Source organism: Larkinella soli (assembly GCF_003703975.1).
Classification (GTDB): domain Bacteria; phylum Bacteroidota; class Bacteroidia; order Cytophagales; family Spirosomataceae; genus Larkinella; species Larkinella soli.
Map to the genome: position 1 here is coordinate 259,175 of NZ_QTJY01000010.1, position 9,328 is coordinate 268,502.

A 9,328-nucleotide genomic window follows, 5' to 3' on the forward strand; every position below is an offset into this window, starting at 1 on the left:
CACTCTAATCTTTTTATTCGCTGGTATGAAAACTGGATGGATTGCAGCTCCCGTAGCTGCCCTGTTGCTTATTGCTTCCGCTTCGATACAGTCCTGCAAAAACGACGACGATAATTCTCCCGCGCCGACCCCGCCGGGTCTTCAGCTGACGAACACCTCGCTGGGCAACGTCATTACGGATGAAACCGGTCGTACGGCTTATTTTTTCTCGAATGATTTTGAAGGCAAATCCACCTGCGAGGGCGGCTGCCTGACCAACTGGCCGGTCTTCTATCGTGAGAACCCCAGCCTCGGCACCGGTCTCGATGCCGCCGACTTCACTACCCTCACCCGCGCCGACGGAACGAAACAGACCGCCTACAAAGGCTGGCCGCTGTATTACTATAAGGATGACGCCAAATCGGGCGACGTGAAGGGCGAGAACGTCGGCGGTATCTGGTTCGTGGCCAAACCGACCTACAGCATCATGGTCGCCAACGCCCAGCTGGTGGGCCACGACGGTAAAAATTACACGAGCGATTACAAGGAAGGAACCGGGAAAACCCTGTATTTTACGGACGGTAAAGGCCGTACCCTGTATGCCTTCAGGAATGACAGGAAAAATAAAAACAACTTTACGAGAGCCGATTTCAGCAACAATCCCGTCTGGCCGCTGTACGAGGAGACGCTGAAGGAGATTCCGTCGACGCTGGACAAGGCTCAGTTCGGGTCCATCACGGTGGCCGGGCATCAGCAGCTGACCTACAAGGGCTGGCCGCTGTATTATTTCCAGCAGGATAACGGCCAGCGGGGGCTGAACAAGGGAATCAGCTTCCCGTCACCGGGCATCTGGCCGATTGTCAATAAAGACACTCCGGAAGCCCCGGCGCCCTGATAGCCGGAAAAAGCCTCCGGGCCGGACGCAACCCGGCTCCGCCGAATACCGTATTGCCGATGAAACCCGACGTATGACCGTTCCCTCCCCAGATATCGCCGGATTGTTGAAGGATTGCCAGAACGGTAATCGCAGAAGCCAGGAGCAGCTCTACCGGCAGTTCTACGGCTATGCGATGGGCATCTGTCTGCGCTACTCCTACAACCGGGATGAAGCGGTGGAGATTCTGAACGACGGCTTTATGAAGGTGTTTACCCGAACCAGTCTGTATCGTCCCGAAGTACCGTTCAAGATGTGGCTGCGCCGGATTATGATCAATACCGCGCTCGATTATTACCGCCAGCATCTGAAACACCGGTATCACGAGGACATCAGCCAGGCCGGGGACCTGCCGAACGCCGAAGCCAGCGCCCTCGACCAGCTGAGTCATGAGGAGTTGATGGAAGTCGTTCAGCTGCTGACGCCTGCCTACCGGGTCGTTTTCAACCTATACGCCATCGATGGGTTTACCCATGAAGAAATCGCCGGACAGCTGGGAATTTCGGTCGGAACGTCGAAATCGAACCTGGCCAGAGCCCGTGACCAATTGAAGCAACTATTAATTCGCAGATGCCATGAGTGTGCAAGATCTTCCCGATGACGAGTTGGACAGACTCTTCCGGGCATCTGCCGAAGAGTTTGAGCCACCCTACAACCCCGACGACTGGGCCGATATGCGCCGTCGTCTGGACGATGACGACCGTTCCCGGTTCATCGACCGGTTCGTGTATTGGGGGCTGCCCATTCTGTTGCTGCTGGTTACGGCCGTCTCGCTGCTGACGCGGGAACCCGCTTCTTTTCCGGCCGGTGAGAGACCGACGGGCGCAAAACCATCGTCCGGGAGTCCGTCGTCCGGAAATCCGGCGGCTTCCGTGCCGGCTGACGGTTCGGCCGGGAGCCCGGCGCGTGCGTCGGCTCCGGAAACCACCTCGTCCGCTTCGCCGGAGACGGCCTCCGCGCCGGTCATATCCGATGGGGGGGCCTCCGGGTTCCGCCCGGTGGAACCGGCGGATCGCAGCGGCTCCCGCTCCACAAGGCCGGAGTCGACTCCCGCGACCTCCCGCCCGGGCGGGAAACGGGTTACCAGCGCGGCACCGGTTCCGGGTCGTCGCCGGTCGGTTCCCGGAGCGGCCGACAATGCCGTGGGCGGAAAGACAAAAATTACAAAAACCGGAGCGGCCTCCCGACCGACCCGTTACGACCTGAAAATACAACCTGAAAGCATTCCGGCAGGCACCCCCTCCCGAACCGTAAACCGCAGCAACGGCGGCCGGCAAAACCCGCCGGCCGACCTCCGGCTCTCCGGCACCGTCGGGAACGTCGGGGAAACCACCCGTCCATCAGGCCGCGGAACGGCCCGGCCCGGGAACGTTCCTTCGGCTACCGGGCAAACTCCGGGGGCGGCCGATGCGGGAACCGTGCCGGTATCGGCGCCGTCGGCCCCGGAGTCGGATCGATTCCGGCTGTCCACCGACCCGGCTCTGCTGGCGGCCCGGGGTCTGGCCGTCCGGACGGAAATGGCCCTGCCTGAGGTGTATTTTGAACCGGTGCCCCCGCCGGTCCGCACCGGTCCGGCCCTTCCGTCGGTACCGGTAGTGGGCTTCCCCGCGATCTCCGTTCGGGCGGTGGGTTTCACGGACCTGAATTTTGTCGGAAAAAGCAAAGACCCGGCCCTGAATGCCGGTTACGGACTGCTGGGCGAATACCGTTTTCTGCGCCGGTTCACGATCCAGACCGGGGTGCTGCGGTCGGTGAAAAAGTACACGGCACCCGGTAATGCCTACACCTATCCGTCGCACTGGTACCAGTCGTTCAAGCCGGAGAGCGTAGGGGCCGTCTGCACGATTCTGGATATTCCGGTCAATCTGCGTTTCGACCTGCTGCTGAACGAACGCCGGCGGTGGTTCGTCTCCTCCGGGGTTTCGTCGTATTACATGCAGAAAGAAGATTACAAGTACAAGTATCCCTACGGAACCACCGGCATCCGGTATTGGGGCTGGAACGGTCACACCGACTGGTTTGTGGCCAGCCATCTGAATCTTTCGGTCGGTTATGAACGGAGTTTCAGCACGAGCGGGCCGTTCCGGCGGTTTTCGTGGCAGGCCGAGCCGTTCCTGAAGGCGCCTTTTCAGGGGGTCGGATTCGGGAAGATCCGGTTAACGAGTGCCGGCATTTTCTTTTCGGTACGTTACCGGCTGTAACAACACTTTTAAAGGCAGATGAATCGTTTGTTGGAAGAGCCGCGTAAATAAGAAAGTCCCGGTGCCCGGAAGTCAGGCAATCAACACAACCTAATTTTTCACTATGGAAACCCAAAAAAACGAAACGATCAAGCGGGGTGAGTTTTTACGCAGCCTGGGCATGAGCAGCGCAGCACTGATGGCATTTTACTGCATGGGAACGCTGACGTCCTGCTCCAAAGGGGGTGACGACGACCCGGACCCGAACAACGGGGGCACCGGTGCCAAGGTCGATTTTACCCTGGACCTCAATAGCAACGATTTCAAAATTCTGAAGGAGACCGGCGGATTCGCCTATAAGGACAACGTTCTGATCGCCCGCGCCAAAAGCGGCAATTACGTGGCTCTCTCTAAAATCTGTACCCACGAAAACAACCTGGTGGCCTATCGCTCCATCAACGACGACTTTTACTGTGCCACGCACGGCTCGGTTTTTGATCTGACGGGCAAGGTAACCGTTCCGGCCGGCGGAGCGGGTCAGGCCAACCTCAAAACCTACAAAACCGCCCTCAGCGGCACCAACCTGCGCGTATTCGAGGACTAACGTATGAAGTATCTGCTGTCGGTTGCCTGTCTTCTTTTCGTATTCTGTGCTCTGACCGTCAGGGCGCAGGATACGACCCGCGTGACTACCGCGACGCCCGCGGACACGAGCATCAATGCTTCCGGGGCCGAGAGCCTCCTCGAAGAACTGTCCGACAGTACGTCGGGCGGCCAGGAGCTTCTGCCGAAAAAGATGGTTTTCACCCAGCGACCTTTCTGGGGGCCGAAGGGGCTGTTCCGGGTGACCAACATCGCCCCGCTGACCCCCGAAGGCCGCGCGAAGGAACTGAAAATCCGGCGCACGATGCTGGTGACGCACCAGGTGCTGGGCTTCGTCACGCTGGCGGGCATGATTACGCAGGGGATTCTCGGCACCCGTCTGTATAATGCGAAGGGGGCGGATTACGCCCGGATCAGAGAGCGGCACGAAACCGTGGCGACGTTCATCAACTGGTCGTACGGCGCCACGGCCCTGCTCTCCCTGACGGCTCCGCCCCGGCTTCCGACCGCCAGCCAGCGGAAGGGATTCAACTCGCTGAAGATCCACCGGGGTCTGGCGTTCGTACACCTGGCCGGCATGATCACCACCAACGTTCTGGCGCGGAGGATTTCGGGCAACCCGGACCTGAAGCCGTATCACCGGGCGGCCGCCTTCACCACCTTTGCCTCATTTGCCGCGGCCATCGTCATCATTAAATTCTGAATCAACCCGGAGAGAATCACCATGAAGACGTTTTCCATTTTCAGGCTGACAGGCCGGTTGTTGCTTGTCGGCGCAGGACTTCTCGTCCTTTTCCAAACCGCCTATAGCCAGACGCCGGCCAAACGGAAGCTGATGGCCGACCGGTCGAAGTCCACGATCACCTACGCCATGAGCCACCCGATGCACAGCTTCGAAGGGGTCAGCCATGATGTGGCCTGTGTGATGGTCATGGATGAAGCCGGTAAAATCGAGAGTGTGGCCGCCGTTGCCAAGGTGTCGAGTTTCGACAGCCAGAACGCCAACCGGGATTCTCACGCGCTGGAAACGCTCGAAGCGTTAAAATATCCGAAGGTGACGTTTGCGGCCAACGACGTCCAGCAACAGGGCAACAACCTGATCATCAAAGGGAATTTAACTTTTCACGGCGTCACGAAGCCGGTGGTGATTCAGGGCACCCGCCAGGATGAAAACGGCCAGACCACCGTCCGGGGCGACTTCCAGATCCGGCTTTCCGATTACAAGGTGGAGCGCCCCAGCCTGATGATGGTTCCGGTGAACGAAGAAGTGAAGCTGACGTTCAACATGGTGTTCCGGACAACGGCGTCGTGAACTACCCCCAACCCCCTGAGAGCTTGTTTGGGGAAGCGGTTTGTCATCCCGACGCAGGAGGGATCTCGGGGCTCGACGCTCCAGATGGCGGGTCATTCAGCCACCAGATCCCTCCTGCGTCGGGATGACAAGCCGCCCGGAAGGGCAAAAATCCTTCCCCAAACAACCTCTGAGAGGGGACTTAACGCTTCCAGCCAGGCACTGCGGAGCTAAGCCCCTCTCAGGGGCCGGGCCGCCGGTGCGGGTTGGGGGTCAGATCCCGTGGTGAATCAGCAGAAACAGGAAGACGAAGATCCAGAGGACGTCCACGAAATGCCAGTATAAGGTAATCAACTGGATTTTAAGCCGATTGGGTGGGTTTACGCTATAGACGAAGGCGTCGATATAAGGCAGCCGGCGCAGGGCTTCGGCAAAGGCAACGCCCAGAAACAGCAGCCCGAACAGAATATGCAGCAGGTGAAGGCCCGATAAGACATAGAGAAAACTGCTTGACGGATTCGTCTGCAGATAAACGCCCTTCAGCACCAGCTCCCGCCAGCCCAGCACCTGCAGCACTACGAACAGAATCCCCAGAAACAGCGTCGTTCCCAGATAAAGCCGGTATTGCCCGAACCGTTCGCGCCGGAAAGCGCCGTTGGCGATGTGGAGCGTCAGACTGCTCGACACGATGACGGCCGTACTGGCCAGAAAGACCATGGGAATCGGAACGTCACGCCAGTCCGAACCGGCCCGCCGAATGACGTAAATAGCGAGAAGGACGGTAAATAAAAGGACACTTCCACCCATACTCAACCAAAGCATGAAACGCTTCGGCTCCCGGCGACGAGTGATGAAATTGTTCTTGGGTCGGGTTTCCATCGGACGACATAACAGGCAATAAGACGTACTGACAGGCAAACGCCTGGGAAACGAAAATGGTTTGTTCGGGTTGGAATTCAACAAAAATTAAAAACCGTGGTTTCTCCCGGCCATCGCCCTTTTTCTCCTTGTTTATTCCATGAATATTATTGAAAATTACTACTATAGTTACCGTTTAACTTATTTAGGTATATTTGCCGACGACAAAATTGTGTGCACCATTTACTTGTAGCCCGATTTTTGTTGGTTAAATTACCGGCGAATCCTGTTCTGCCTATCCATTCTTCATTGCTGGTCGAGGTGCTTTTTTGAATCAATAACCCATATTTTATGCTAAACTTTTCTACCTCACGTAGTTGTGTCTTACTGTTCCTATGTCTGTTAATCACCATGACAGGCTATGGGCAGGTTGGAGTCAACCTGGAGGACCAGATTTATGCAGGTTCGTTCAGGGGTGCGACAGGGATGGTCTTCGACAAGGCCGGCAACCTGTATGTAACGGGAAAACTCGGTTATGTCTACCGGGTGAAGCGGGGAGAGACAACGGCTACCACCTGGCTCGACATTACCGAAGAGGTCGCTTCCTATGGAGACCACGGATTGCTAAGTATAGCGCTGGACCGCAACTTCCTGGAAAACGGGCGGTTCTATCTGTACTACATCGTGGACATGTACCACTACAAGAATTTCGGAAAGCCGGGCTACGACCCCAAAGGCAATCTGGAAAACACGCCTACCTTCGGCCGGGTCGTGCGCTACACGGCCAATGTGAAAGGAGATTTCTCGGTCGACAAGGGCAGCCGTAAAATCCTGCTGGGCGAAACGCACGATACCGGTGTGCCGGTGGTCACGCTGTCGCACGCCGGCGGGGGCATGACGATGGGTTCGGACGGGACGCTCCTGGTCGGAACCGGCGACGCGGCCAGTTTTGCGGAAGCGGACATCGGGTGCAGCACCACCACCTGGTATGTGAAGGCCATGCAGGAGGGCATCATCAAGTATACCGTCACGCCCGGCACCACCAATCCTGAACCCTGCAACACCCCCGGATATTACGACGGGACCCGCAAGACGGAAAACATCGGCGCCTACCGCTCCCAGGTGCTCTACTCCTTATGCGGTAAAATTCTGCGGCTCGACCCTGAAACCGGCAACGGCCTGCCTTCCAACCCGTTTTATGACGCCGGTAAAAACGCACGCGATCCCCAGAACCGCATCTATGCGCTCGGTTTCCGGCAGGCTTTCAAGGTTGACGTTCGCCCGGGTACGGGCAGTCCCAACCCGCAGGACGGCAACCCCGGGGTCATCTACGTCGGTGATGTCGGTTTTTCAAGCTGGGAAGAAATCGACGTCATCGAAAAACCGGGTCAGAACTTCGGCTGGCCGTATTATGAAGGCATCGCCAAAGGCCGTGAATGGTTCCAGCGCTTTACCACCTTCATGCCCGCCACCCCCGTGAAGCCCCGCGTACAATGGCGGGATAATAAAAACACCGAGATGGTCAAGGGCGATACCCCCATCAGCCTCAATAAAGTGGCTATCGACGGGGGCTGCGTGCTCGGTGGAGTGTGGCACGAAGGCGGAGGAAATTATCCGGCCGACCTCCAGAACACCTATTTTTTCGGAGACTATGTAGCCGGTTCGGTGCTGAAACTTAACTTCGGCCATGACGAGCAGCCGGAAACGAACAGCCTGCTCAAGATCGTTCCGAAAGTGATCGGGCTGCCCGGCGGTGACCACCATACATCTTTCGCCTTCAACCCGGTCGACCGGAACATCTACTACGTCACACTGGGGGAAGCCGGGGTAGCCCGTCGGCTCGTCGCCAGCGGCAACCAGCCTCCCACGGCCGTCATCAATACGGATAAGCAGTTCGGCAGCAGCCCACTGACGGTGGCGTTTTCCGCCAAAGACTCCTACGATCCGGAAGGGAAGGCGCTGAAATATGAATGGACCATCGACGGGACCAAGTACACCACGATGGACGTCACCAAAACCTTCACCAGCACCACACCGGTCACCTATTCCGTTACGCTGAAGGTTACCGACGATCAGACCAAAACCAGTACGGCCCAGACGGTGATCTCGGTGAACAACACTCCTCCGACGGTGCTGTCCACCTCGGTCGATAACCTGAACCAGATCAACATCAACAACCCGTACACCATCAATCTGGACGCTACGGCAACCGATGCGGAATCCCCGGACCAGTTGTCGTATAAGTGGACGGTCTACCTCTACCACAACGACCACCGGCATGCCGTGACGACCGTCAATACCAAGACGGGGTCGGCTACGGTATCGGAAGGCTCCTGCGACGGGTCGGCGAGTTACTGGTACGGCGTCGAACTGGTGGTGACCGATGCCAGCGGCCTGTCGACCACTTATACGAAGAATGTCTACCTGGATTGTCCGGGCAGCTCACAGACCATCAACTTCCCGGCCATCGCCGACCGGGCACCCACCGATCCGCCGTTCACCCCGCAGGTGTCGGCCAGTTCGGGTCTGCCCATCAGTCTGTACTCCGTCGAGGGGCCGGCCTTTATCAGCAGCGGCCAGGTAAACCTGACCGGTGGCCTGGGCCGCGTCACCATCCGGGCAACGCAGCACGGGAACCAGACTTATAAGTACGCCCGGCCGGTCGAACAGTCGTTCATGGTAACGAGCAACCCCGGGCAGACCCCGGATACGCAGGCCCCCTCCGCCCCCACCGGTCTGGCCGCTTCGAACATCACCCAGACCTCGTTGCGGCTGGACTGGAACAGCGCCACCGACAACGTGGGCGTCACGGGGTACGATGTGTATCAGAACAACGTCAAAATCAATACGAGCAACGTCAACGGCACGACGTTCAACGTTTCGGGGCTCACAGCCAATACCACGTACTCGTTCTTCGTCCGCGCCCGGGATGCGGCAGCCAACTTCTCCGGCAACAGCAATACGGTTTCACCTACTACGCTGAACACCCCTCCGGGTAATCAGCCACCGACGGCCCCGGCGGCACCCACGCTGACGGCGACGATCAACACGGCTTACTCGACGACGCTGCCGGCTTTCAGTGATCCGAATGGCGATGCGCTGACTTACAGTCTGACGGGCACGCTGCCCTCGGGCGTGAGCTTCAACGCCCAGACCCGGGTGCTGAGCGGGACGCCCACCCAGACGGGCACCTTCAATCTGACCTATGCCGCCAATGACGGGCAGGCGTCGGCCAGCACGGGCGTCACCCTGACGGTCAACCCGGCCGGCGAGCCGGGTCCGGTGACGGGTAACTTCGAGGGTTATCTGGATGTGGTCGCCTGCAGCGGCATCACCGGCTGGGTGTGGAACCGCGACAAGCCCAACACCGTCTACACGGTCGAGTTTCTCGACGGCGCCAGTCTGGAGACGGCCACCGTGGTAGCGACCGTGGCGGCCGACATCTTCCGCCAGGACCTGAAAGACAAAGGCAAGGGCAACGGC

General features: G+C 58.5%; 8 protein-coding genes. 7 read left to right on the forward strand and 1 reads right to left on the reverse strand.

Annotation, left to right across the window (positions count from 1 at the left end; all coding sequences use genetic code 11):
- Nucleotides 1-25: 25 nt before the first annotated feature.
- From DX909_RS18480 to DX909_RS18505, 6 genes are all read left to right on the forward strand, one after another.
- Complete coding sequence (locus DX909_RS18480) at nt 26-874, forward strand: hypothetical protein (RefSeq protein WP_128546673.1); 849 nt, start codon at nt 26-28, stop codon at nt 872-874.
- 73 nt (nt 875-947) lie between these two features.
- On the forward strand, nt 948-1,514 hold the full coding sequence (locus DX909_RS18485; protein ID WP_128546674.1) for an RNA polymerase sigma factor: 567 nt from the start codon (nt 948-950) through the stop codon (nt 1,512-1,514).
- A 4-nt stretch (nt 1,515-1,518) separates the two neighbouring features.
- The gene (locus DX909_RS18490; RefSeq protein ID WP_128546675.1) at nt 1,519-3,114 is read left to right on the forward strand and encodes a porin family protein; all 1,596 of its coding nucleotides are present in this window, start codon (nt 1,519-1,521) and stop codon (nt 3,112-3,114) included.
- Nucleotides 3,115-3,217: 103 nt separating this feature from the next.
- Complete coding sequence (locus DX909_RS18495; RefSeq protein WP_128546676.1) at nt 3,218-3,697, forward strand: QcrA and Rieske domain-containing protein; 480 nt, start codon at nt 3,218-3,220, stop codon at nt 3,695-3,697.
- Between the two features lie 3 nt (nt 3,698-3,700).
- On the forward strand, nt 3,701-4,399 hold the full coding sequence (locus DX909_RS18500) for a hypothetical protein (protein WP_128546677.1): 699 nt from the start codon (nt 3,701-3,703) through the stop codon (nt 4,397-4,399).
- Between the two features lie 21 nt (nt 4,400-4,420).
- Entirely contained in the window at nt 4,421-5,008 is a 588-nt protein-coding gene (locus tag DX909_RS18505; protein ID WP_128546678.1) for a YceI family protein, read from the forward strand.
- Nucleotides 5,009-5,260: 252 nt separating this feature from the next.
- Here DX909_RS18505 and DX909_RS18510 read toward each other — a convergent pair whose 3' ends face one another.
- The gene (locus DX909_RS18510) at nt 5,261-5,866 is read right to left on the reverse strand and encodes a cytochrome c oxidase subunit 3 (protein WP_229311102.1); all 606 of its coding nucleotides are present in this window, start codon (nt 5,864-5,866) and stop codon (nt 5,261-5,263) included.
- Nucleotides 5,867-6,256: 390 nt separating this feature from the next.
- Here DX909_RS18510 and DX909_RS18515 point away from each other — a divergent pair.
- The coding region (locus DX909_RS18515) for a PQQ-dependent sugar dehydrogenase (RefSeq protein WP_164851330.1) at nt 6,257-9,328 on the forward strand (3,072 nt) is incomplete at its 3' end.